Here is a 21,046-nt window from a genome sequence, read left to right on the forward strand (position 1 = left end):
GCAGAAGCTGCACGGCCGGATCGCCTCCGACGCCCTGGGTGAGCACATGGCCGCCCAGGACGGCCTCGGCGGCGCCGTGCACACCAGCGACGCCGGTGCGGCGCCCCGAGGGACCCGCTTGCAGACGCCCGGTCCTGCCGACTGGAGGGATCGGGCGCGGGCGCTTACAGGAGGCCGAGCAGGAGGCCGTTCTCGTTCGACCCGGAGTCGGCTCCGGCCCCGGCGATGACGGGACCGTTGGCGCAGATCTGCTGGTTTGCGCTGGCAGGCGTCGACCCGTTGCCGAGGAGACCCAGCCCCAGATCATCGATGTTGATGAGACCGTTCTGCACCGTCCCCTGGTGGATCTCCTGGTGACACAGCGCCGGGTCGCCACCGTTGCCGTCCCCGAAGGAGGGCCCGGTGGCAGCGGAAGCCACACCCGCCCCGAGCATGCCGACACTCCCGACCATGACAGCCACAACAGCGGCCTTGCGAAGGTTGCGCACAATATCTCCAGTCATCGGACTCGACATGAGTCACTCGTGGGGAAACCTGCCGAGTTCGTACCTTATGGGATGAATGGCCGCTTTCGGCGGACGGCGCGCCGCTCGGGGCGCCGAGCAGCATCGGTTTCACGTTCAAGCCGGGGTCATGTCCGACCGGCGGCAGAACAGCGATCGTCGGAAGTCCCGTAGGCCTCGTTGGGCGAACTCATGGCCTTGAGTCGGTAGCGGGCCGCGACTGCGCGACTGCCCGGAACATGGGCCTCGGGGGTGAGGGTGCCGTTGCGGCAGCTCCTACGGTCGTCACCAGGGCCGGAGAGACCCGCCCTGCGCCGCACACGCCTGAGTAGAGATGGACTGGCCGATCTCCAGGTGGCCCGGATGTCGGGCGTGACCGCCCGGACACTGCGCCACTACGACGAGACCGGCCTGCTGCCGCCGGCCCGGATCGGCGCCAACGGGCACCACCACTACGGGGAGCACCACCTGCTGCTGTTGCAGGTCCTCGTACTTCGGGCGCTGGGCGTGGGACTGCCGGAGATCGCACAGATTCTTTCCGCACAGGTCGATGAGGTGGAGGCCCTGCGGGGCCACCACCAACGGCTGCTCGCGGCGTGGGGCCGACTCGCTGCCCTGCCCCGGCCCTGCCTCCCGCCGGCTTGCGATCTCCAGGAGCTGGGGCGCCCGGAGGGCTGGAGGGCTCGTTTCGACGTCAGGGGGTGACGTGGCGCAGCGGTGCCGACCGTGCGCTGTTTCTCAGTCGCTGTCGACGTGCTTCACGATGCCTCCGGAGTACCGTCCGACGACGGCAAGTCGAGGCCCGATGCAGCGTTCTGTGACACTCGGGGCGCTTCCCGCTGCGCTTGCAGCGCAGCTCTCGCCGCGGCGGCCTTCCGCTCCAACTCCTCTGCCAGCAGGCGCACTCGGGCTTCTCTGTCTGCCCCGGTCAAACCCGTAAGGCCCAGCCTGGCATCACGTTCTTCCTGGGACACCCGCGCCCCTCCTCTCCCGGGTCGAGCGCCTTCATCGTCCTCCGGTCCGTGTCCGGCTCGGCGGATGAAGGCTCTGCCCCCAGGAGGACGAAACACCACTCCTGCCTTCCGGCTTCACCACGGACCCGACTCACGGTCCGCGCCACAGGTTCGCGAAGGCCGCGCTCTCGATGGTTCGCCTCTGCCGTACGGCTTCCAGCTCCATCACCGCGTCGTGGGCGGCGGCCACCACGGTCGTCACCGCCTCGCCATCGAGGCCGGGCTCGTCGTCGGATCGTCCGCTGTCGATGCCCACGACCGCGGCGAGCGCGGCAAGGACGGGTTCCTTCTCGTCCCAGCGGTCGACTGCCCGACGGCGAGTGGGCGTGTCGACCGGTTCCACGCGTTCCGTGCCGAAGGGCAACCGGCTGCTTCGCCTACGCGTCAGCTCACCGTCCTCCTCCAGTGCGGACTGGTACGCGGCCGAGAGGTCGCGGCCCCGGCGCCACAGCCAGTCCTCGATCCGCTCGTAGGGAGGCTGCCGGGTGAGCCCTGCCGCAGCCTGTTCGAGGAGCCGGTCGCCCGATGCCGGCGGCCCGCCCGGCACGATGTGGTCGCCGTCCACGGCGATGACGCCCGTACCGAGGAGGTCGATCAGCTCGGCTGCCGCGAGCGCGAGTGACAGATCCCCCTGTCCCACGGCCCGATCCGGGCTCGGGTCCATGGCGATGATGAACAGGTCTTTCGCCGTGGTCATGAACGGCTCCCCTCGGAGACATCGTCAAAGGTGCGCGCCCCGCCACCCCCGCTCGCGTCCGGAGCCGGCTGGGCGGCGGGGTGACTGCCACGATCAGTATCGCCTCTGCTCGGGCGGCGGAAGCCCTGGAGCAAGGGAGAAGTTCTGGCCAATGACTCCGACGAGACGACGGCGTCCGCACGGCGGGTCCTTGTGACGGCGCGGCCCCGGTACGGAAGATGACGGGCGGCGGCGCGGCACGTCGCGCCCAAGTTCACCGCGGGCGGGTCCGTCAGAGTTCCCCGCTGCCCGGGTCGCAACCCTGGCCTTCAGTTCTTACAGCGCACTCCCCGGTCGGACAATGTGCGCGGCCCTGTCCGGTCCGTACGGGAAACTCCTTCAGCGCCGCCCGAGACGGCGAGCGATGCCCCGGGAGCTCACCAGGCGGCGGGCGACGCCGACAGGAAGGCTGTACCGCGTCGCATCGAGCGTCGCGGGTGCCACGGAGAACGGCTTCGCCGGAGCACCCGTCATGACGCGCCTGGCCGGGTCTCCGAGCAGCGGCCGAGGGGCGGCCGTCCCGTCGCGACCAGCCCCGGCCCCCTCCATCCACGAATCTCTGCGGCGGGTCGATACATCACGATTTCATCTGCCCGGCGCCGTTCAGTTCTCCGCCGGAAAGGCATCCGCCCGTACGTGGGGCATGGGGCTGCTGCTCACCCGGTACGGATCGCCGGGCGGGCGCTCGGTCGGGGTGACACGGATGGTCAGCGGTCCCGCCCACTCGTAGCCGTTCCGCTCCCCGTAACGGGCCAGGTCGTCCGTCAGAGCCTCGCCCACATCGCCCCGGCCCCGACGCATCAGCTCCTCGTGCACCTGGGTGTCCAGTTCCACCTCGTAGGCGTTCGGAACGACCACTCTGCTCTCGCTGCACACCACGGCGTGGCCGTCGCACTCCTGGTGCAAGGCATCGACCAGCTCGACGTGCTCGCGGTGGCGGACCTTGGAGAACAGGCTCTTCTGCCAGCGCTCCAGGGCTCGTTCCCATCGAGAGAGCCCTTTCCCGGCCGAGTGCCTGCCCTCCGGCCTACCCGTCACCGTCGGCCGCGCAGCCGCCCGAGCAGGCTGCGCGCCTGGTTCCGCTTGCGGGGGTCGGCGGCGGCGCGCCGGGCCGACGCGACCGTCCGCTGTCCCTGGGGGCTGCGGGTGAACTGCTTGATACGGGAGATCAGTCCGGACATGGTTCCTCCTTGATGGGCCTTGTGCCGTTCGCATACCCGGGGATGCCGGGACAATGTGCGTGGTACCTCAGCCGTACGCGGCGGCTGCTTCGTCCGAGGGCTTGTCCAGGCGGTGGTGCACTGCGAAAATCCGATTCCGGCTCGGCAGTAAGGCATCGGCGGCCCTCAGAGGGCCGGAGCCGGACGGATCTCGGACTATCGCTGTGCTCAAGCCGTTGCAGGACCTGGAAGTTCTCGACCGGTTGGCGGCGGCTTGCCAGCCCACGGCATCGGTCTCCAGAGGGCGCAGTCGCCACCACGCAGATGAGTGCGCATCTGAGGGTAGGGGAGGCTGCGTGGATGTCGTCGCGGACTTCCAGCGGGTCCGCAGTCGGCGGAACCGGTTGTCGTGGACAACGCGCTCTCTATGAAACAGCGTTGCTTGTCCAGGCCGGATCCGTGCCCGGTTCTGCGGCGGGCGATCAGCGGCTATACACCGAGGTTCGGACGAGTCGGCGGCACTTGTCATGGGTGTAGCCGCGATCACCCAGTACTGCGGCGGGGCGGCAACGGCGTCGCCCCGGCTTGCCCCGCACCGGTGACCCGGCCTGCAGGGGGGATGAGGTGGGTGACGTCGATGCGATTGCCACCGGTCAAGGTGGTGGCGAGCGGGATGCCAGTGGCATCGGTGATCAGGTGATGCTTGCTGCCCGCTTCGCCCCGGCCGACGGGACTTCGTCCCGTCTGGGGACCCTTGTCACGCCCGGACGCGGGAATCGCCGACCGCCGCCCGGGAGAAGCCCGAGGCATGGGCACTGCGGGGCCTGAGGAGGACGGCCTCGTGCAGCTGGGCCACACGCCGGCCAGGTCCATTCGGCCGACTACCGCCGGCAGGTCATTCCCCAACCGAAGCCGAGGTCCTGCGGCGGATGTTCCCAGGCGGTCCCGGCGTGCAGCACGAACAGGATGCCCGGGAGCACCAGCCGGCGGGGATGCCACTTGGGCCCGGATGCCGGGTTCGGCACTCGATCTTGGGCTACAGCGGATCGATCACCGCCCACAACTCGTCAGCGACCGGCACGGCTTCGACAGCGCCACCTCACACCACATCCCCGGATCATCAATCCCGGGGCGACCCAACCACCTCGGAGATCCTTAGGAGTTCTGTGGCACGGCGGCCTGCGACGCCGACGCCTCACGCCAGGGAGGCTCGCTGCCGAAGGCCTCGCCCGGTGAGAAGTCGTTTCTCTACCCGATCACGGTGGGCGTGAATTCGAGTGTGGCTGCCCTGCGGGTGATCTTTCGGCGGTCTGGGTATCAAGCCAAGGGTGATCGGCGAGCGAGGGGGCGGACTTCGGATGGGGGCAGGGGACGAGCAGGACCTTGAGGACGGGGAAGGCTGGCTGACGAAGGCCGAAGTCCAGGAGATATGGCCGCAGATCAGGCCGCTCAGCATCAGGGCCGTGGCGCGAGCCAACAGCGTACGTACCTCGGCTGTGCCCTCCCCGGACCTGACCCGCGAGCCGACTTACCACGCGGCCGACGTACGCCACGTGGCCGCGCGGATCGCCCGGGGTGAGGCCGAGGTCGCGCCCTGGCAGCGCGCCGACTCCGACTCTGCACGCGACGACGCCACACCCGGCCCACCGGTGTGGCAGCCCCTCGGTTGGGGGCCCGACAACGTGCCGGGGCTGATCCTGCTGGCAATCATCGTAGGGCTGATCCTCTGGGGCCTGACCTCTCCCGACAACCACGGCACAGTAACGAACTACGTGCGCTGAGTGCGCCAACCATCGGTTGCTCTATCGATCTTGGTGATCGTGAGTTCGAGTCTGCCGACTCGGTGGGGCGATCTCCTGGTCGGCGGGGCATGAAAGTGGGGCCCCCGTACAACTCGTGGGTGTCGAATCCCGTCGAGCAACAGGAGGCCCCCGCTGCCGCAGTCTTCCGTCACGGGCTTCGTGGTGCTGCCGAAAGGTGGCTGGTGGAACGGACGTTCGCATGGCTGATGCACTCACGCCGCCGGTCCGCGACTACGAGTCCCACCCCGACACCTCCCAGGCGATGCCAGGGCTGTTGCGCAGGACGAACAGCACGGCGACGCCCGCCGCGACCGGAGGGACCGGCGCGGGCGCTGCCGCGCCCCGCGGCCGAAGGGCGCCTCAGGCCCACCCGAATACGAGTGGCCACCTTGAGGACGTGCACCTGGTTCTACGTGTGGCTGCGGAGTCATAGAGGCTGGGGCGGTCACCGCCGGGCCTGGGGGTCTGGCCGTCGCCGTCCTGGTGAGCGCGGAACAGCACGGCGGGTCAGCCGTCGGTCGGCTGGTTGGTGGCTTCGGTGCCGCGGCGGTATTCGGCGTTGATGCGCTGGGCTTCTTCGAGCTGGTCCTCCAGGACGATGATGCGGCAGGCCGCCTCGATCGGGGTGCCCTGGTCGACGAGTTCACGGGCGCGAGCTGCGACACGCAGCTGGTAGCGGGAGTAGCGCCGATGGCCGCCCGCCGAGCGCAGCGGGGTGATCAATCGGGCTTCACCGATGGCACGGAGGAAGCCCTGGGTGGTGCCGAGCATCTCGGCGGCCCGGCCCATCGTGTAGGCGGGGTAGTCGTCGTCGTCGAGACGGCCGTACGAGTCGTCTGCAGTCATCTGCACCTCTCCGTGCAACGCGGACAGGGGGCCCTGGTGCCGTACGGCACCAGGGCCCCGAAGGAACTGCTACACCATCTGCCGGTGACGGGGTTCTGCGAACTGCTCAGCGGGCCCCATCGCCCATAACTCCGGTGCGCGCGCCCGCAACGGCGCCTTCACCGAGGTACTGCTCATTCACTTCACTGCTGGGTCCTGCGCGTGGTGGCCCCTGATCACTGCGGGCCACCCGGTCCGGCCGTCAGCCTCGTCGCCGTCCTGCAACAACCCTGGCTTCGAAACTCCACCGCCGCACCGTCCTGCGAACTACTCCTACAGATACTGCTGGGTACTACTGACCGGCAGTTCGTCTCTGCCAGGCCCTGGTGTCTCTGGGCTACGACAGAAACCATAGCTGGACCGGGATGCAATGTCTACTGCGGCCGACATAGATTTCCGGTGTCCATTGGTGAGGTATTGGGCCTTCGTGCCGCGGCAGGGGCGAGGCGGGTACCGCGGACACGCAGGTCGGAGCACACGGTGGACTCGGTGAGCTCGACGACGCGAGGGGGGCCGTGACTTCTCACCATGTCCCCTACTCCCGACGAGCGCCGCAACCGCGAGCAAGCTGGTCTCCTTCGTTCGAGAGCTGTGCCAGGGCTACCTCCGGCGGGGATGCGAGTGGGAGAACCAGAACCTCGACCACTTCCTTGCGGCTCTCGCCACGTGGATGCATGACTCGCCGGGCTGGTACCGAACCGACGGGGAACAGCTACCCGACGATGGGCACTGGACCTTCCTGGCCAGGGGTCGCCAGCGGCGCGGGCAGACCTCTTCGGGGCAGTGCTTCGAGGGCCGGGATGTTCGGGTCGCGGCAGCTCAGCAGGGGCCAACGGTCCTGGGTCGCCCGGTGGCCCCGGAGCATCGACCCGCGCTCGGTCGGCGTGCAATGGTCGGGCCAGCTGCCGTCCCGTACGGCATGAGGGCCTGTTCTCTCGGCATCGGCGCCCGCTGTCCGCCGATGAGTTTCGGCCGTTCGTCGGGTCTTCCCTCACAGCCGCATCCTGGTCTCCAAGGGTCTACGAAGGAGGAGCCGTGGCGGAGGACGTCTGGTCGATCGTGCACGCGGAGCGGGCCGCGCTCATCGCGGATCTCGAGCACCTCGACGACGCGCAGTGGGACAGGCCGTCGCTCTGTGCCGGGTGGACCGTGCACGACGTGATCGCCCATCTGGTCGACACGGCCCGTACGACCCGCCTCGGGTTCGTCGTGGGTCTCGTGCGGGCGCGGTTCGACTTCGACCGGCAGAACGCCCTCGGCGTGGAGCGCGAGCGCGGAGTCACTCCGCGGGAGACCTTGGAACGGTTGCGTCGGGTGGCGTCGCGGACGTCGACGCCTCCGGCGCCCCTCGACAGTCGGCTCGTCGAGGAGGTCGTCCACGGCGAGGACATCCGTCGGCCGCTCGGGCTCAGCCGTGCCTACCCGCCGGACGCCGTCGTCAGGGCGCTCCGCCTGCAGGCCCGTACCCCGGCGTCGTTCGGCGGCGCCAAAGAGCTGCTCACCCGCGTCCGACTCACGGCGACGGACGCAGATCTGGCCCTCGGAGTCGGGCCTGAGGTCGAGGGACCCGTGCTCTCCCTGCTCCTCGCCGTCTCCGGGCGGCCCGTGGCCCTCGATGAGCTCGGTGGGGCCGGTGTCGGAAGGTTGGTCGCGACGCCCACGTCCGGGGTCTGACCGCGGTGTCGCCGGACGTGCTCGGAGACGGGAGTTCATGGGGAAGGCCTTGTCCCCGTGCATGAAGTGCCCCGGGAGTGGTCAGACGCGGGGGCATGAGAAGGCGTGGCCCGGAGCCGGGCCGAGGTCTGGTCGTCGTGGTCACCGACGCTTCGGACGGGCTCAGGCGTGCGGTGCCGCTCGTCGCCGCCCGGCGTGGCGGCCGGGTCGTGTTCGCCGCGCAGCTCCGTCTTCCCTCAGGGCGTGCGGGGCACCGGCTTCGTCCGCGCCGTCCGTCGGACGTCCTGTGAGGCACCACTGTCCGTCACCGCCCTCCCCCGGCGAGACCCCCGTCTCGACCGGCACCCTCTCCGCCCCGTCCGGCGCCGCTGCGGCGTCGCGCGATGGTCGTGGCGGGTGACCGGTACGCCGCCCGCGAGCCACGAGGAGGCCTCCCATGGCCGTGCGCCATCAGCTCATCCGTAAGGCCCCGGCCGACGTCTGGTCGGTTCTGGGCGACGGCGACCTCTACACCCGCTGGGTGATAGGCACCGACGACTCCTGGAACCGGGACGGGCGATGGCCCGCTGTGGGTTCGGAGATCGGTTACACCGTTCGGCTGGGTCCGTTCGCGTACGAGGGCCGAACCGTCTCCCGCGTCTTCGAGCCCGGGCAGCGTCTCGAACTCGAGTCCATGGGCGGCAGGCCGGGCAGTGTCCGCATCGCCATCACGGTGCAGCCATGGGGAGAGGACACCCTCGTCATCGTCGACGAGCACCCGCTGACCGGGCCGGTGGCCCGCTGGCACAACACGGTCCTCGACGCCGCCATCCAGCTGCGGCACCGTGCCATGCTCGCCCGGCTGGCCCGGCTCGTGGAGTCGGAGCCGAAGTCGGAACCGGGGCTGGATCCGGATGCGGAGGCGGGCTCGGACGCGGCGGCGGGTTCCGGTCAGGGCGGGTCTCGTGTCGACGCCTGACGCGGTGGTCGTCGGCGCCGGCCCCAACGGTCTGGTGGCGGCCAACCTCCTCGCGGACGCCGGGTGGCGGGTCGTCGTCCTGGAGGCCCAGGACGAGCCGGGCGGAGCGGTCCGCAGCGACCGCGGAGTCCATCCCGACTACGTCCACGACCTGTTCAGCGCCTTCTACCCGCTGGCCGCCGCCTCCCCGGTGATCCGGGCCATGCGGCTGGAGGAGCAGGGGCTGCGCTGGACGCACGCCCCGACCGTCCTCGCCCATCCGCTCCCCGACGGCCGGTGCGCGGTCCTCTCCCGGGAGCTCGAGAGCACGATCGCGTCGGTGGCCGGATTCGCGGCACCCGACGGGGCCGCCTGGGAGGGGCTCCACCGGATCTGGCGGCAGGTCGGCGACGATCTGCTCGGGTGCCTCTTCACCCCCTTCCCGCCGGTCGTCTCCGGGCTGCGGCTCGCCGCACGCACCGGTCCGTCCGCCGGTCTCCGGCTGGCCCGGACCATGCTGCTGCCGGCTCGGCGCTTCGGCGACGAGTACTTCACCGGTGAGGGCGGAAGGCTGCTGATCGCGGGCAACGCCCTGCACGCCGACCTGGGTCCGGAATCCGCTCTCGGCGGCGGCTTCGGCTGGCTGATGTCGATGCTCGGCCAGGCGTACGGGTTCCCCGTGCCGACAGGCGGGGCGGCCAGCCTCACCCGTGCGCTCGTCCGGCGGCTCCAGGCCCGCGGCGGGGTCGTCCACTGCGGTCGTACGGTGACCCGTGTCGTCGTACGCGGCGGCCGCGCGGTCGCCGTCCGGACCGAGGACGGCAGTGAGGTACCCGCGCTCCGCGCCGTCCTCGCCGACGTGCCCGCTCCCCTGCTGTACGGGCGCTTGCTGGCGGCGGACGACGTTCCGCCGGGGCTGCGCGCGGATCTGCGCCGCTTCCAGTGGGACTTCGCCACGGTGAAGGTCGACTGGGCCCTCACGCGTCCGATCCCCTGGTCGGCGCCAGGGGCGCACGGCGCGGGGACGGTCCATGTCGCCGACGGCGTGGACGAGCTCACCCGTTTCGGCGCCCAGCTCGCCATGGGTCGCGTACCCGATGTGCCCTTCACCGTCCTCGGCCAGATGACCACGGCCGACGCGACCCGCTCCCCCGCCGGCACGGAGTCGGCCTGGGGTTATACGCATGTGCCGCAGGAGATCAGGGGCGACGCCGGGGACGACGGTCTGCGCGGGCTGTGGGACGAGCGGGAGAAGGACGTGGTCGCGGCCCGTATGGAGGCGGGCATCGAGCGTCTCGCGCCCGGGTTCCGCGCGTCCGTCCTCGCGCGGCGCGTCCTGGCGCCGCCCGACATGGAGCGGCTCAACACCTCCCTCGTCGGAGGCGCCGTCAACCAGGGCACCACCAATCTGCACCAGCAGCTGGTCTTCCGCCCCGTCCCCGGTACCGGGCGCCCGGGGACCCCGATCCGTGCGCTCTACGTCGCCTCGGCCACCGCCCACCCGGGTGGCGGTGTCCACGGCGCACCCGGTGCCAACGCCGCCCGCGCCGCCCTTCGCTCGCACCGGCCGGTCCTGGCGGCCCGTCGGCTGCGGTCCCGGCCGTTCCGCTGAGGACGTGACGGCGATGCCCTCACACGTTTCTGCTCCGTGCTTCGGCTGAGCCGCCGAGTCACCCTTATGCGCGTGTCGTTCGTATCCGCCGAATCCCCCCACGCTCCCCGGCCGGCTCGTTCGCGCTGAGTCGCTGGTATCGGCGCAATCTCGTATGTTCGGCTCATTCGCGACAGGGCAAACGTGGGAGTGCAAGGCACCCACCCGAACAGGAGCGTCCTCATGACAGCGAACCCGAACCCGGACCCGTCGTCCCCCGAGTCCGGCGTCCCCGGGCGGCCCGGAGCCCAGCCCTCGTCCTTCGAGGAGCCCACACAGCCCCACGGCCCGCTGCCGCCGAAGCCGGACCAGAGCGGGCCGGAGACCGTCAGCCCCACGGGTCAGGCCACCGGGGAGGATCCCGCCCGTTCGGCCCAGAGCGGCGCGTACCTCACCACCGCGCAGGGGGCCCGGCTGTACGAGACCGACCACTCGCTCAAGGCCGGCGCTCGCGGACCCGTGCTGCTCCAGGACCACCACCTGCGCGAGAAGATCACCCACTTCGACCACGAGCGCATCCCGGAGCGTGTGGTGCACGCGCGCGGTGCGGCGGCTCACGGCGTGTTCCGGAGCTACGGGACGGCGAGCCGCCTGACGAAGGCGGCGTTCCTCGCCGACGACGTCGAGACGCCCGTGTTCGTACGGTTCTCCACCGTCCTCGGTTCCCGCGGCTCGGCCGACACGGTCCGCGACACCCGAGGTTTCGCGACGAAGTTCTACACCGAGGAGGGGACGTTCGACCTGGTCGGGAACAACATCCCGGTGTTCTTCATCCAGGACGCCATCAAGTTCCCCGACATCATCCACGCCGGCAAGCCGCATCCCGACCGGGAGATCCCGCAGGCGCAGAGCGCCCACGACACCTTCTGGGACTTCGTGTCGCTGCACACCGAGGCCACCCACCACACCCTGTGGAACATGTCCGACCGGGGGATCCCGCGGTCCTACCGGATGATGGAGGGCTTCGGCGTCCACACCTTCCGCCTCGTCGGCCACGACGGCGGGACGACCCTGGTCAAGTTCCACTGGAAGCCTCGGCTGGGCGTGCACTCCCTCGTCTGGGAGGAGGCGCAGCTCATCGGGGGCATGGATCCGGACTTCCATCGGCGGGACCTGTTCGACGCCATCGAGGCGGGCGCCTACCCGCAGTGGGAACTCGGGGTCCAGACCTTCCCGGACACCCCTGAGCAGACCTTCGAGGGCATCGACCTGCTCGACCCGACGAAGATCGTGCCGGAGGAACTCGCCCCCGTGCAGCCGATCGGTCTGCTCACCCTCAACGCGAACACCAAGAACTTCTTCGCCGAGACGGAACAGGTCGCCTTCCACCCGGGGCACCTCGTGCCCGGCATCGACGTCACCGACGACCCGCTGCTCGCCGGTCGTCTCTTCTCCTACCTGGACACCCAGATCAGCAGGCTCGGCGGCCCCAACTTCGGCCAGATCCCCATCAACCGTCCGCACGCCCCGGTCAACGACATGCTGCGCGACGGCATGCACCAGACGGCCGTCCACACCGGAGTCGCCCCCTATCACCCCAACTCCCTGGACGGCGGCTGCCCCTTCCTCGCCGGGGCGGACACCGGCGCGTACATCGAGACGCCCGTCCCCGTGCCGGCGTCGACGAAGGTGCGCGAGGCGCCCCAGTCGTTCGACGACCACTTCGGGCAGGCCCGGCTCTTCTGGCTGAGCATGACGCCGACGGAGCGGGAGCACATCATCGCGGCCTACACCTTCGAGCTGAGCAAGTGCTTCGAACAGGCCGTGAAGGAAAGGGCTCTGACCGTCCTCGCCAACATCGACCCGGTCCTCTGCGAGGGCGTCGCCACGGGGCTCGGGCTTCCCGTGCCGCCGGCGACCGTGCCCTTCGCCGACGTCCGGCCGAGCCCTGCGCTCTCCCAGCTCGGTGAGACCTGGCCGCTCGACGGACGGGTCATCGGCATCGTCGCGGACGAGACCGACGCCCGTGGCATGGAAGCCGTACGGTCGTTCCGCGAGGCCGTCCTGAGCGCCGGCATGGTCCCGCTGGTGATCGCCGCGACCGGCGGCACCCTGGACGCCGACGGCGAGGCGGTCACGGTGCAGCGCACGTTCGCCGCGGCGCGGTCGGTCGAGTTCGACGCCCTGTACGTGGCCGCCTGCCCGGCTCCGGGCCTTGACGCGCAGGGGGTACGGGACGCGAAGGCCGGTCACCTCGCGACGGACGCTCCGCTCGTGGATCCCCGGGTGGTGCTGCTGCTCTCCGAGGCGTACCGCCATGGCAAGGCCGTCTGTGCGACGGGCGAGGGGGCGACGGCCCTGGAGGCGGCCCGGCTGCCCGTGGACGCGCCGGGGGTCGTCGTCGGCGACGACGCCGGGCAGGTGCTGTCCGAGCTGACGGGTCTGCTGGGCGCCCACCGGGTGTGGGAGCGGTTCCCCGCGTCGGTCTGACACCTACAGGGACCATGGGGCCCGTCAGGACCCGCAGGGCGGCGCAGGACCGGAGGAGGAGGACAGGGCATGGGTACACAGCGCGCTGAGGAGAGGTCCGCCGTTCCCGGTGATCTCACCTTCCGGGCCCGCACCGCCGTGGTCACCGGTGCGGACTCCGGTATCGGGAGGGCCGTCGCCGTCCGGTTGGCCGAGCAGGGTCTGGACGTCGGCATCACCTGGCACAGCGACGCCGAGGGTGCCCACGCCACCGCCGACGAGGTGCGGCGGCACGGCCGCCGCGCCGTGGTGGAGCACCTGGACCTCACCCGGCTCCCCGAGGCCGCGGACGTCGTCGACCGGCTCGCCGAGGCGCTCGGCGGGATCGACGTCCTCGTCAACAACGCGGGGACCGGTACCGCCACGCCGGTCCTCGACCTGGACCTGGCGACCGTCCGCCAGGTCCTGGACGTGGACCTGGTCGGTCCGCTGCTCTGCTCCCAGCGTGCGGCCCGGCGCATGATCGCCCAGGGCGGTGGTGGCCGGATCGTGAACGTGACGTCCGTCCACGAGCACCAGCCGCGCGTGGGGGCGGGACCGTACTGCGCGGCCAAGGGCGGACTGGGGCTTCTCACCCAGGTCATGGCCCTGGAGCTGGCCGAGTACGGCATCACGGTCAACTCCGTGGCGCCGGGCGAGATCGCCACCCCGATGACCGGTCAGGAGGACGCCGACGTACGGCGGGAGTCCCGGCCCGGGGTCCCGCTGGGGCGTCCCGGGGACGCCCGGGAGGTCGCCGCCGTCATCGCCTTCCTGGCCGGTCCTGACGCCTCGTACGTAACAGGGGCGTCCTGGGCGGTGGACGGCGGGATGCTGCGCATGGGTCCCATGGCCGGGTCCCACCTGCGGGAGAACGACTGGCGGCGCCCCTGACCGACGGCGGGCCCGGGGGTGCTCGCGGGGAGAGCCGTGGTGTGGCGCAGAATGGGCGGCCTGGTCGGAACGTGCCGAACATGGGGGCCGCGAAGTGCGCGTGTTGTTGTCGACGTACGGGTCGCGCGGAAGCGTCGAACCGCTGGTGGGACTCGCGGTGCGGCTGCGGGAGTTCGGTGCGGACGTGCGGATGTGTGCGCCGCCGGACGAGGAGTTCGGGGCGTTGCTGGCCGGGGCCGGTGTGCCGATGGTGCCGGTGGGGCGGCCGGTGCGCCCGTTGGTGGCCTCGGTACGACCCGGCTCCGCGGCCGGACTCGCGCGGCGCGCCGCCGATCTGATCACCGCTCAGTTCACCGCGGTCGCCGCGGCCGCCGAGGGGTGCGACGCGCTGGTGGCGACCGGTCCTCTGCCCGTCACCGCCGGCGCGCGGTCGGTGGCCGAGAAGCTGGGCATCCGCTACGTGCACGCGAGCCACCAGCCGGTCATCCTGCCGTCGCCGCACCAGCCGCCGCCGGCGCGGCGGGGCCGTCCCCTGCCCCCGGGGGTCAGCGACAACCGGGCGCTGTGGGACGTGGACGCACGGAACGCGAACGACATGTTCGGCCCGGAGGTCAACGCGCACCGGACCGCGATCGGGCTGCCCCCGGTGGACGGCGTCCGCGACTACGCGTTCACCGCGCGCCCGTGGCTGGCCACCGACCCGACCCTGAGCCCATGGCCGCCGACGGACCTCGACGTGGTGCAGACCGGCGCCTGGATCCGGCCGGACGCACGTCCCCTCCCGCCGGAGCTGGAGGCGTTCCTGGACGCCGGAGAGCCACCGGTGTACGTGGGGTTCGGCAGCATGCCCCCGGGCGCCCTGCAGGATGTCGTCCGCGCGGCCGTCGAGGCGGTCCGCGCGCGGGGCATGCGCACGATCGTCTCCCGTGGCTGGGCCGCGCTGGTTCCGGTCGACGACCGGGACGACTGCCTCTCCGTCGGCGAGGTCAACCATCAGAGGCTGTTCGCACGGGTGGCCGCCGTCGTGCACCACGGCAGCGCGGGCACCACGACGACGACCGCGCTCGCCGGGGTGCCGCAGGTCGTGGTGGCACAGGGCGCGGACCAGCCGTACTGGGCCGAGCGGGTGGCGGCTTCGGGCATCGGCGTGGCGCACGGCGGCCCGATGCCGACGGTGGAGTCCCTGTCGGCCGCGCTGGACACGGCCCTGACCCCCGGGATCCGTGCGCGGGCGGCCGCCGTGGCCGGGACGGTCCGCACCGACGGCGCGGCGGTGGCGGCGCGCCTGCTGCTCGACGGTGCGGGCTGAGGTCGCCGCGTACGACTGGGTGCGGACGTGTACGGGCGCGGGGGTACGGGCTCGGGGGTACGGGCGGGTACGAGCTGGGCACGGGTCAGGTGCGGAGGGTCTACTTGTCCGTGCGGCCTGCGCTGCGGGCCCAGAGGATCAGGGGGATCTGGAGGGGAAGCCGGGCGTAGGCGAGGGCCTTGGCGGATGTCGGGCGGTTCCGCCAGTCGTAGGCCATCTTGACGTTGGCCGGGAACACCCCTACGAAGAACAGGGCCGTGGCCTGGGCACTCACGCGTCGGGTCGCCGGAAGCGCGAGGCCTGCGGCCAGGGCGAGTTCCACCGCGCCGCTGGCGGCAGTCCAGGTGCGCGGATCGCCCGGCAGGGAGCGCGGCACGACGGCGTCGAACTGCTTGGGGGCGACGAAATGGGCCACGCCGGCCGAGGCGAGCAGACCGGCGAGCAGGAGCGCGGAGCGAGCGGGCGAGGGCATCGTGTTCCTTCGGGGGAAGGCCGGAGAAGGGCAGGGCAGGACTGAAGGACGAACCTGGGGCTGTGGCGACGGGTGCTGTTACTGAATGGTAAGTATGCCGGAGCCGTGCCGTGCTGTCCCGCCCTCCTCACGATCTCCGGTCTGCCGTGGGCGGGCATCACTCCTGTGTCGCCGGGGGCCGTACGCCCACCGGGGGGCGGAACCGGCACGCGTCGGCACCGCTGCCCGGCTGGAGGGGAAGCGTGCCGGGCAGCGGCACCCGGCGGCTGCCCGGCCCCAGTGCACCCATGCGCGATCGGTTCGCCCGAAATCTACCCGGCCGGGGAGTAGCGCCGCCGGGCTCGGGTACCCGCCCGACCGGGCTTCGGGCGGGCGCGTCGGGGCACTGGCGTCCAGCCCGGCAACAGACGGGAAGGTGGCAGTGATGAAGGCCGTCACATGGCAGGGCCGACGACGGGTCTCGGTGGAGACGGTGCCGGACCCGACGATCCAGGAACCCACCGACGTGATCGTACGGATCACCTCGACCGGGCTGTGCGGATCCGACCTGCACCTGTACGAGGTGCTGGGCCCGTTCCTCGACCCGGGGGACGTGCTCGGGCACGAGCCGATGGGCGTCGTCGAGGAGGTGGGCCCCGAGGTGCGGCGGCTCCGGCCCGGCAGCCGTGTCGTGGTGCCCTTCAACGTCTCGTGCGGCACGTGCGCGATGTGCGCGGGCGGGTTGCAGTCCCAGTGCGAGACGACGCAGGTGCACGCCCATGACACGGGCGCGGCGCTGTTCGGGTACACCAAGCTGTACGGCCAGGTTCCGGGCGGGCAGGCCGAGTACCTGCGGGTGCCGTTCGGCAACAACCTCCCGATACCCGTGCCGGAGGGGCCTCCGGACGACCGTTTCGTGTACCTCTCGGACGTCCTGCCCACGGCGTGGCAGGCCGTCGACTACGCGGACGTGCCGCCCGGCGGCTCGGTCGCGGTGATCGGCCTCGGTCCCATCGGAGACATGGCCTGCCGGATCGCCCTCTTGAAGGGAGCCGGTCTCGTCATCGGGATCGATCCGGTGCGGAAGCGGCTCGACCGCGCCGCGGCCCGAGGCGTACACACCCTGGATCCCTCCGGAGCCGACGGCCAACTGGTCGATCAGGTACGGGACCTGACGGAGGGTCGGGGTCCGGACTCGGTGATCGACGCGGTCGGCATGGAGGCGCACGGGGCGCCGGTCGCCCAGGGGCTGCAGACGTTGGTCGGCCATCTGCCCGACGCCCTGGCCCGCCGCATGATGCGCCGCTACGGCGTCGACCGGCTCTCCGCCCTCCATCTGGCGGTCGAGCTGGTACGCCGCGGAGGCACGGTGTCCCTCGCGGGCGTGTACGGGGGCGCGGTCGACCCGATGCCGCTCTTCGCGATGTTCGACAAGCAGATCCGACTGCACATGGGCCAGGCGAACGTCCTGCGCTGGGTCGATGACCTGCTGCCGCTCCTCACCGACGACGATCCGCTGGGCGTGGACGACTTCGCCACCCACCGCCTGCCGCTCGCACAGGCACCACAGGCCTACGACATGTTCCAGGCGAAGCGGGACGGGGCCGTGAAGATCCTCTTCGCACCGTGAGTCGCGGCCGGCGCCGGGGCCAGGGGGGATCGGGAGATCGGCGGGGCTGTCGGCGGCGTGGGGGCACGGGGGTGTGGACAGGAACCCAGGTCCGGGCGAGTGCGGACCCCGGCAGCGGGTAGCCGCCGCCGCGAGACGTCCTACGCACGACACGTGCGTACCGAGGAGGTGGTGCGAAATGCCCCCCAGGACCGTACGAGAGCCCTCTGGCCGGTGGCGCCGGGCGGCGTCGGGCGCCGTGGTGGCCGCGGGCGCGGCGGCGTTGCTCGCCCTGGCCGGATGCTCCGACAGCGACGGCGGGACCGAGGGCGCGGCGGACGAACGGGCGGACGCCACGGCGGCCGTCTGCGAGGAGCTGGCCGGACTCCGGGACCACAGCAGCGAGATGCGGAACATCGATTCGTCCGAGACGGTTCAGGGCATCCAGGACGTCCGGGCCGACATGGTGGACGACATGGGAAGCATCCGGGACGCCGCCGGTGACGCCGGCGTGAACACCGACGCGCTCCAGGCCGCCTTCCAGAAGCTGGACGTCGCCATGGACCGTCTGGACCGGAACATGAACGCTCCGGCCGCGCTCGACCAGGTCATTCCGCACCTGAACACGCTCGACAAGGAGATCTCGGGCACGGAGGACCTCGCGGGCTGCGTCCGTCAGTGACGGCTCGGCACCTGCGTCCGGCCCGTGCGGCCGCACGGGCCTGTGAGGTTGAGCGGGGCGGCGGCTCGGCCGCCGCGAGCACGCGCACCCGGCAGGACCCCGTCGTACGGCTCGGTATCGAGCCGTATGACGGGGTCCTGAGCGTGGCCGGGGCGGCGCCCTCGTCGGCGAGCCGGCCGCGTGCGGGACTGGTGCCCCGGAACGGACAGAGGCCCGGAGGCGTGTTCCGGGCGGCGCGGTTGCGCTTCCTCTCACACGCCGTGGCCCCTCTTCGGCTGCTGCTCCTCGTCCTCCTCCTTCCCGCGCTCGCCCTCCGCCTGGGACGGGGTGCTCTGCCGCATGACGTCGTCGCCGTCCGACGCGTGCTCGCCGGGCTCGTTCCCACGCTCGTTCCCGCTGTCGTTCCCCCGCTCGTTCATGCGCTCGTTCATGGGGTCCTCCACTCCGTCAGGGGGCTTCCTAAGGGCGCGTGTCCTCGGCCCCGTCCGCCGCCGTGTCCACGTGCATCGCGGCCTCCTCGGCGGGTGCGGAGCCGTCGTCCAGGCCGACGTCCCTGGCGACCGCGTGGTCACCCCGGCCCGGTGGCGTGTCGACCGGGGCGAGGCGCCCGGCCCGGGTGGCACCGGCCTGTTCGTCGACGGGCTCTCCGTCGCCGCCCGGGAGGTCCCCGATGCCGTCGCCCTCGAGGGGCGGCTCCTCGGGGATCTCCTGGGCCAGCCGGCGGTCGAGCGATTCGCCCTCCTGCTGTTCGCGCTGCGTGGTGCCGTACCGGTTGACGCCCCGGGGGCGGTCGGGCGGCGAGTATCCGGGGACGGACATGTCGTCGAGCGGGTCCGTCACGATCGCGTTGTCCGGATCGAGGGCGCCGGAGGGCCGGTTGTCCGCGTCGGAGTGGGTGGGCTGGTACACGTCGTCGCCGCGCGCCTCGTCCGGTGCGGACTCGTTGCTCGTCATGAAGATGTTTCCTTTCGTCCAGCTTGGTGGGGCGGGGCCGGGCCGTCAGTCGGTGGCGAGGATGATCGCGTACGCGAGGAAGAACAGGGCGCACACGACGACCAGGATCCACAGGAGAACGAGGGGGCCCTTGCCCCAGCCCCTGCGGAGCGGCCGGTACGGCCCGGTCCCGGTGCCCGTGCCCGATTCGGCCGGCGGTGTCTCGCCCGCTCGGGTGGTTCCGCCGTCGGGGAAGTCCCGGGGGTCGGGGTCGGCGTTGCTCGGTCTGGTCATACCGTTCATCTCCCTGCTGGGTGCGAGGTGCGAAGGTCCGGACTGCCGAGCGGCCGTGTGTGCGTGCGACCGACCGCGACGACCTGACGGGGTCCCCCGGGCCCTGGGGCTGTCCTACATCGCTCGGAGTGCGGGCAGGAGTTTCGTCTCCGCCCAGCGGAGGAAGGGCGCCTGGTGCGCGCCACCGACCTGGACGAGGGCGAGGTCGGTGAACCCGGCCTCGGCGAAGGGGCGGGCCGCTTCCACGACGGCGTCGACGTCGTCCCCGCAGGGGATGCTCTCCGCCACGTCCTCCGGACGGATGTGCTCGGTCGCCTGGGCGAAGCCCGCCGGCAGGGGAAGCTCGGCGTTGAGGCGCCAGCCGCCGAGCGACCAGCGGAACTGCTCGTGGGCGCGGGCCACCGCCGCCTCCCGGTCGGTGTCGTAGCAGACGGGAAGCTGCCCGATCCGGGGCTTGCCCGCGCCGCCCTGGGCGTCGAACGCGTCCACGAGCTCACGCTTCGGCTCCGTGGCGATCAGCAGGTCGCCGTGGCGTCCGGCGAGCGCGCAGGAGCGGGGGCCCGAGGCGGCGATGCCGACGGGTGGCGGTACGTCGGGGACGTCCCAGAGTTTGGCGTCGTCGACCTGGAAGTGCCGGCCGTGACGTGTCACGTACTCCCCCTTGAACAGGGCGTGGATGATCTCGACGGCCTCGTCGAGCATGTCGAGGCGGACGCGGGCCGAGGGCCAGCCCTCGCCGACGACGTGTTCGTTGAGGTTCTCGCCGGAACCCAGGCCGAGTCGGAAGCGGCCTTCGGAGAGGAGCTGCAGGGTCGCCGCCTTCTGCGCGACCACGACGGGGTGGTAGCGGAACGTCGGACAGGTCACGAAGGTCATCAGCGGGATGCGGGAGGTCGCCTGCGCGGCCGCTCCGAGGACGCTCCACGCGTACGGGGCGTGCCCCTGCTCCTCCAGCCAGGGGAAGGAGTGGTCGGAGATCACGGAGAAGTCGAAGCCGATCCGCTCCGCCTCGACCACGTGCCCGACGAGCTCACGGGGTCCGGCCTGCTCGGTCATCATCGTGTAGCCGATACGCATCATGCCCCGCGACTTGCCACGGCGGGCGTGCCTGAAACGGGCCATCCGCCGATACTCCTCCGGACGGGCGACGAGGGACGGACCCGCAGACGTTCCGCCGCCCTCGCCCCCCGGCCGACCGCGGAGCCCTCGTACCGGCGGGGATCTCGTATGGCGTGTCGCGGGCGGGCCGGTAGCGTGGACATCCTGGGGGACGGACCGGGCCGTACCGACGCGGCCGGTCGGAGAACCGGGAGTCGGCCTTGGCACAGCACGCGCTCGTGGTCATCGACATGATCAACGCCTATCGGCACCAGGACGCCGAGCAGCTCGTCCCATCGGTGGAGAGCGCCCTTCCGGCCATCGTGGATCTGCTGCGGCGCGCCAGGGCGGCGGACGTTCCGGTCGTCTACGCGAACGACAACTTCGGCCGCTGGCGCTCCCACCACGGTCAGATCCTCGACCTGGCGCTCTCCGGCCGTCACCCGGAGCTGGTCGAGCCGGTCCGGCCCGACGACGAGTCCCTGTTCGTGGTCAAGGCGCGCCACTCCGTCTTCTACGAGACGCCCCTCGCGTATCTGCTGCGCAGCCTGGACGTCGACGCGCTCGTGCTCACGGGGCAGGTGACCGAGCAGTGCGTGCTCTACTCCGCCCTGGACGCCCACATCCGGCACTTCGGCGTCACGATCCCGCGTGACGCGGTGGCCCACATCCACAAGGACCTGGCGGACGCGGCCCTGCGGATGGTGGAGCGGAACATGGGCGGGCGGATCGTCGACGCCGCCGACATCCCCTGGTGAGCCAGGAGTCCGAGGTGAGGCCGGCGTCCGACCGCTGAGCCCGGCTCGCGGCCCGGGGCGACCCGCCGAGGCCCCGCGGCGGTCGACCGCGGCCCGCCGCGACCCCGCCGATCGTGGGCGACGCGCGGCGGGCCGCCCTCGATCGAGACCCGCACCTGACCTGCCAGGAGTGGTGCTGACGGAGCGCGTTCCGTCATCCACGGCGGGGC

Annotated in this window: 20 protein-coding genes and 2 pseudogenes; 11 read left to right on the forward strand and 11 right to left on the reverse strand. The window is 71.6% G+C overall.

What is annotated here, in order from left to right; all coding sequences use genetic code 11:
* Positions 1-164 precede the first annotated feature (164 nt).
* A complete protein-coding gene (locus tag ABZ567_RS31760) occupies positions 165-419 on the reverse strand; it encodes a hypothetical protein (protein WP_360796823.1) in 255 nt (84 codons plus the stop codon).
* Between the two features lie 418 nt (positions 420-837).
* Here ABZ567_RS31760 and ABZ567_RS31765 point away from each other — a divergent pair.
* Positions 838-1,121, forward strand: a pseudogene (locus ABZ567_RS31765) (MerR family transcriptional regulator); the annotation flags it as partial.
* Between the two features lie 486 nt (positions 1,122-1,607).
* Here the strand turns inward: ABZ567_RS31765 and ABZ567_RS31770 are convergent.
* The 4 genes and pseudogenes from ABZ567_RS31770 to ABZ567_RS31785 form a co-directional block, all read right to left on the reverse strand.
* Positions 1,608-2,213: a GPP34 family phosphoprotein gene (locus ABZ567_RS31770; RefSeq protein WP_360796765.1), complete on the reverse strand. Its 606-nt coding sequence runs from the start codon at positions 2,211-2,213 to the stop codon at positions 1,608-1,610.
* A gap of 642 nt (positions 2,214-2,855) precedes the next feature.
* Positions 2,856-3,290 carry an FhaA domain-containing protein gene (locus ABZ567_RS31775; protein ID WP_360796768.1) on the reverse strand — a complete coding sequence of 145 codons (435 nt, stop codon included), beginning with the start codon at positions 3,288-3,290 and terminating at the stop codon, positions 2,856-2,858.
* Positions 3,287-3,433 carry a hypothetical protein gene (locus ABZ567_RS31780; protein WP_360796771.1) on the reverse strand — a complete coding sequence of 49 codons (147 nt, stop codon included), beginning with the start codon at positions 3,431-3,433 and terminating at the stop codon, positions 3,287-3,289. The genes ABZ567_RS31775 and ABZ567_RS31780 overlap by 4 nt, the downstream gene beginning before the upstream one ends.
* Positions 3,434-3,762: 329 nt before the next feature.
* Positions 3,763-4,493: pseudogene (locus ABZ567_RS31785) on the reverse strand (IS5 family transposase); the annotation flags it as partial.
* Positions 4,494-4,740: 247 nt separating this feature from the next.
* Between ABZ567_RS31785 and ABZ567_RS31790 the strand changes: the two are divergent.
* Positions 4,741-5,193, forward strand: coding sequence for a hypothetical protein (locus ABZ567_RS31790; RefSeq protein WP_360796775.1), 453 nt, complete (start codon positions 4,741-4,743; stop codon positions 5,191-5,193).
* 528 nt (positions 5,194-5,721) lie between these two features.
* Here ABZ567_RS31790 and ABZ567_RS31795 read toward each other — a convergent pair.
* On the reverse strand, positions 5,722-6,060 hold the full coding sequence (locus ABZ567_RS31795) for a MerR family transcriptional regulator (RefSeq protein WP_360796778.1): 339 nt from the start codon (positions 6,058-6,060) through the stop codon (positions 5,722-5,724).
* A 1,074-nt stretch (positions 6,061-7,134) separates the two neighbouring features.
* Between ABZ567_RS31795 and ABZ567_RS31800 the strand changes: the two genes are divergently transcribed.
* The 6 genes from ABZ567_RS31800 to ABZ567_RS31825 all read left to right on the forward strand — a co-directional run bounded on the left by ABZ567_RS31800 (position 7,135) and on the right by ABZ567_RS31825 (position 15,012).
* Positions 7,135-7,773, forward strand: coding sequence for a maleylpyruvate isomerase family mycothiol-dependent enzyme (locus tag ABZ567_RS31800; RefSeq protein ID WP_360796781.1), 639 nt, complete (start codon positions 7,135-7,137; stop codon positions 7,771-7,773).
* Between the two features lie 436 nt (positions 7,774-8,209).
* Positions 8,210-8,731 (forward strand): SRPBCC family protein, encoded by a 522-nt coding sequence (locus ABZ567_RS31805; RefSeq protein ID WP_360796784.1) that lies wholly within the window; start codon positions 8,210-8,212, stop codon positions 8,729-8,731.
* On the forward strand, positions 8,718-10,322 hold the full coding sequence (locus ABZ567_RS31810) for an NAD(P)/FAD-dependent oxidoreductase (protein WP_360796787.1): 1,605 nt from the start codon (positions 8,718-8,720) through the stop codon (positions 10,320-10,322). The genes ABZ567_RS31805 and ABZ567_RS31810 overlap by 14 nt, the downstream gene beginning before the upstream one ends.
* A 222-nt stretch (positions 10,323-10,544) precedes the next feature.
* Positions 10,545-12,791 (forward strand): catalase, encoded by a 2,247-nt coding sequence (locus ABZ567_RS31815; RefSeq protein ID WP_360796790.1) that lies wholly within the window; start codon positions 10,545-10,547, stop codon positions 12,789-12,791.
* 69 nt (positions 12,792-12,860) lie between these two features.
* Complete coding sequence (locus tag ABZ567_RS31820) at positions 12,861-13,703, forward strand: SDR family oxidoreductase (RefSeq protein WP_360796793.1); 843 nt, start codon at positions 12,861-12,863, stop codon at positions 13,701-13,703.
* Between the two features lie 100 nt (positions 13,704-13,803).
* Positions 13,804-15,012: a glycosyltransferase gene (locus ABZ567_RS31825; RefSeq protein WP_360796817.1), complete on the forward strand. Its 1,209-nt coding sequence runs from the start codon at positions 13,804-13,806 to the stop codon at positions 15,010-15,012.
* 100 nt (positions 15,013-15,112) lie between these two features.
* Here the strand turns inward: ABZ567_RS31825 and ABZ567_RS31830 are convergent, their stop codons facing one another.
* Positions 15,113-15,484 (reverse strand): hypothetical protein, encoded by a 372-nt coding sequence (locus ABZ567_RS31830; RefSeq protein ID WP_360796796.1) that lies wholly within the window; start codon positions 15,482-15,484, stop codon positions 15,113-15,115.
* A gap of 424 nt (positions 15,485-15,908) precedes the next feature.
* On the opposite strand from ABZ567_RS31830, the gene ABZ567_RS31835 reads away from it, so the two are divergent.
* The gene (locus ABZ567_RS31835) at positions 15,909-17,093 is read left to right on the forward strand and encodes an alcohol dehydrogenase catalytic domain-containing protein (protein WP_360796799.1); all 1,185 of its coding nucleotides are present in this window, start codon (positions 15,909-15,911) and stop codon (positions 17,091-17,093) included.
* Positions 17,094-17,271: 178 nt separating this feature from the next.
* The gene (locus tag ABZ567_RS31840) at positions 17,272-17,754 is read left to right on the forward strand and encodes a hypothetical protein (RefSeq protein ID WP_360796802.1); all 483 of its coding nucleotides are present in this window, start codon (positions 17,272-17,274) and stop codon (positions 17,752-17,754) included.
* A 251-nt stretch (positions 17,755-18,005) separates the two neighbouring features.
* Here the strand turns inward: ABZ567_RS31840 and ABZ567_RS31845 are convergent, their stop codons facing one another.
* The 4 genes from ABZ567_RS31845 to ABZ567_RS31860 all read right to left on the reverse strand — a co-directional run bounded on the left by ABZ567_RS31845 (position 18,006) and on the right by ABZ567_RS31860 (position 20,061).
* Entirely contained in the window at positions 18,006-18,185 is a 180-nt protein-coding gene (locus ABZ567_RS31845; protein ID WP_360796805.1) for a hypothetical protein, read from the reverse strand.
* A gap of 28 nt (positions 18,186-18,213) precedes the next feature.
* Positions 18,214-18,708 carry a DUF5709 domain-containing protein gene (locus ABZ567_RS31850; RefSeq protein ID WP_360796808.1) on the reverse strand — a complete coding sequence of 165 codons (495 nt, stop codon included), beginning with the start codon at positions 18,706-18,708 and terminating at the stop codon, positions 18,214-18,216.
* A 45-nt stretch (positions 18,709-18,753) separates the two neighbouring features.
* Positions 18,754-18,981 (reverse strand): DUF6480 family protein, encoded by a 228-nt coding sequence (locus tag ABZ567_RS31855; RefSeq protein WP_360796811.1) that lies wholly within the window; start codon positions 18,979-18,981, stop codon positions 18,754-18,756.
* A gap of 114 nt (positions 18,982-19,095) precedes the next feature.
* Complete coding sequence (locus ABZ567_RS31860; RefSeq protein ID WP_360796820.1) at positions 19,096-20,061, reverse strand: LLM class F420-dependent oxidoreductase; 966 nt, start codon at positions 20,059-20,061, stop codon at positions 19,096-19,098.
* Positions 20,062-20,300: 239 nt separating this feature from the next.
* Here ABZ567_RS31860 and ABZ567_RS31865 point away from each other — a divergent pair, with 239 nt between their 5' ends.
* Positions 20,301-20,837, forward strand: a complete 537-nt coding sequence (locus ABZ567_RS31865; protein ID WP_360796814.1) for an isochorismatase family cysteine hydrolase — start codon at positions 20,301-20,303, stop codon at positions 20,835-20,837.
* The last annotated feature ends 209 nt before the right edge of the window (positions 20,838-21,046 follow it).

The organism is Streptomyces sp. NPDC016459, from assembly GCF_040632845.1.
Taxonomy (GTDB): domain Bacteria; phylum Actinomycetota; class Actinomycetes; order Streptomycetales; family Streptomycetaceae; genus Streptomyces.

What these genes read in the sequence shown, in the direction of transcription:
- ABZ567_RS31770 (WP_360796765.1), bottom strand. Translation starts at nt 2,213, where the DNA reads ATGACCACGGCGAAAGACCTGTTCATCATCGCCATGGACCCGAGCCCG.
- ABZ567_RS31780 (WP_360796771.1), bottom strand. Translation starts at nt 3,433, where the DNA reads ATGTCCGGACTGATCTCCCGTATCAAGCAGTTCACCCGCAGCCCCCAG.
- ABZ567_RS31795 (WP_360796778.1), bottom strand. Translation starts at nt 6,060, where the DNA reads ATGACTGCAGACGACTCGTACGGCCGTCTCGACGACGACGACTACCCC.
- ABZ567_RS31805 (WP_360796784.1), top strand. Translation starts at nt 8,210, where the DNA reads ATGGCCGTGCGCCATCAGCTCATCCGTAAGGCCCCGGCCGACGTCTGG.
- ABZ567_RS31815 (WP_360796790.1), top strand. Translation starts at nt 10,545, where the DNA reads ATGACAGCGAACCCGAACCCGGACCCGTCGTCCCCCGAGTCCGGCGTC.
- ABZ567_RS31820 (WP_360796793.1), top strand. Translation starts at nt 12,861, where the DNA reads ATGGGTACACAGCGCGCTGAGGAGAGGTCCGCCGTTCCCGGTGATCTC.
- ABZ567_RS31830 (WP_360796796.1), bottom strand. Translation starts at nt 15,484, where the DNA reads ATGCCCTCGCCCGCTCGCTCCGCGCTCCTGCTCGCCGGTCTGCTCGCC.
- ABZ567_RS31835 (WP_360796799.1), top strand. Translation starts at nt 15,909, where the DNA reads ATGAAGGCCGTCACATGGCAGGGCCGACGACGGGTCTCGGTGGAGACG.
- ABZ567_RS31840 (WP_360796802.1), top strand. Translation starts at nt 17,272, where the DNA reads ATGCCCCCCAGGACCGTACGAGAGCCCTCTGGCCGGTGGCGCCGGGCG.
- ABZ567_RS31845 (WP_360796805.1), bottom strand. Translation starts at nt 18,185, where the DNA reads ATGAACGAGCGCATGAACGAGCGGGGGAACGACAGCGGGAACGAGCGT.
- ABZ567_RS31850 (WP_360796808.1), bottom strand. Translation starts at nt 18,708, where the DNA reads ATGACGAGCAACGAGTCCGCACCGGACGAGGCGCGCGGCGACGACGTG.
- ABZ567_RS31855 (WP_360796811.1), bottom strand. Translation starts at nt 18,981, where the DNA reads ATGACCAGACCGAGCAACGCCGACCCCGACCCCCGGGACTTCCCCGAC.
- ABZ567_RS31860 (WP_360796820.1), bottom strand. Translation starts at nt 20,061, where the DNA reads ATGATGCGTATCGGCTACACGATGATGACCGAGCAGGCCGGACCCCGT.